This window comes from Moorena sp. SIO2C4, from assembly GCF_010672485.1.
GTDB lineage: Bacteria > Cyanobacteriota > Cyanobacteriia > Cyanobacteriales > Coleofasciculaceae > Moorena > Moorena producens.
On the sequence record NZ_JAAHGN010001297.1, the window covers coordinates 1 to 1,822 of the forward strand.

General features: G+C 40.6%; 2 protein-coding genes. Both read left to right on the plus strand.

Annotated features, from left to right (window positions below; all coding sequences use genetic code 11):
* Positions 1-790: 790 nt before the first annotated feature.
* Entirely contained in the window at positions 791-1,231 is a 441-nt protein-coding gene (locus F6K20_RS36810) for a hypothetical protein (protein ID WP_287298164.1), read from the plus strand.
* Positions 1,232-1,279: 48 nt separating this feature from the next.
* On the plus strand, positions 1,280-1,822 hold a 543-nt coding region (locus tag F6K20_RS36815; RefSeq protein ID WP_287298166.1), incomplete at its 3' end, for an NB-ARC domain-containing protein.

Sequence of the window (1,822 nt, forward strand, 5' to 3'; positions counted from 1 at the left end):
TGAAATATAATCTTGTTTTTTTTAAGGGAAAAGGGAATAGTTGCGTAGGGTGCGTTAGGGGCGGACTTGCCCTAATTGTTTGCTTCTTAGCCAGCCTTAGTATAGTCCGCTCCGTAACGCACCATAAGGTCAAACAGCCAAAGTAAAATTAATAAAAAAAATGTTAGCGTTCGCGTAGCGTGACCTTCGGTCAATCCCGTAGCGTCTCTTTCAGATTATTGCTTTTATTTTTGAGTAATTTTATCGACATCAACGGAAACATTAAATCGGCAAATTAATGAATTATAATAATTTTTATTCCCTGTGCCCAGATCCGCTGTTCCCTACTTTACTACTTTCCTACCGGTGTATCTTATTTTTGTTGTTTGAGATTGTTGCTGTTTGAGCCTGTCCGCCTTAACCAACCAATATTCAGAGACTTAAGCAGTGATTAGACTTACTTGGTAAACAGTATCTATTAATATAATATTTTTTTACTCTTTGAATAGCTCGACCTCAGGGAATAAAATAGGATCTGATGGTCTTAAGAAGCCGTTGCCAGCTATAAGTAGTTATACTATGGCAATCCTAAATAGGTTGTGGTAATTTTTTTGCGAAACGTCCTCCTTGTTATACATGGGTTTCAAGTCGATCACTTGTCACAAATCATTTAAGGTTGCTATAGTGGGTTTGATAATTAATTTACTCAAAGATAGTAAGACTAAAACCATTAAAATAACAACAATTTGTTTGTTAGAATTATTTTTGTAGACCCTACTTGCCTTAAGCAACTACATCACCCTATTCGCTTATGGAACTAGCAATACTTTCAGCAGCAGAGATCGCTACTCTGGCTTTCAAGAAGTTTCTGGAATCTGGAGCTGGGGAGTTAGCCAAACATTTCACCACAGCCGCAATCACCAAGATGGACGAACTCCGTAAAATGATCTGGGAAAAGTTACGGAATAATTCTAAAGCTGAAAATGCTCTGACGGCAGTTGAACAAGGATCTTCGAGTGATTTAGAACGAGTGGCTGATTACTTGAAAGTTGTCATGAATGAACAACCAGAGTTTGCTAAAGAAATTCAGGTAATCGCTCAAGAAATTCATACTGGTAAGATACAGGACAACAGCAGCAATACTATGAATATTAATGACAACGGTAAAGGTCTACAAAACAATATTGACAAGATTGAGGGTGGTACTAATTATGTTGCTCAAGAGATGCACATTCATCAAGGGTCTGATTAGCTGAAGTCGTCCGACCGGGAACGGACAAAGTTAAATCCCCTCACTAACATTACTAATCGTGGCACTCTCCACTTTGTCGGGAGACAAGATCAACTTGAGCAGCTCCATCAGGAACTTCAACAGACTGATAAACTAGCAATTTGTGCCATTGCCGGAATGGGTGGTGTGGGCAAAAGCGAGTTAGCTCTACAATATGCTCTGAAAAATCAGCACAACTACCCTGGGGGTTTGTGCTGGTTATCGGTGCGCGGTGCAGATCTCGGAACTCAAATTGTCAGTTTTGGGCGTACGGAATTAGGATTAAACATTCCAGATGAACTAGAGTTCAATGACCAGGTAAGATATTGCTGGAGAAATTGGCCAGAAGGAACAGTATTGATCGTGCTGGATGATATTCCTTCTTTCGGCAACGACTATAAACAGAGAATTCAGCCCTACTTACCTCCAGCCCAATCCCGCTTTAAAGTACTGGTCACCAGCCGTCAGCGTCCAGGGGCTTCTTACCGACGAATTGACCTGGATGTACTATCCCCAGAAGCAGCATTGGAATTATTGCGTACCCTTGTTGGAACAGAGCGCATTGACAACGAA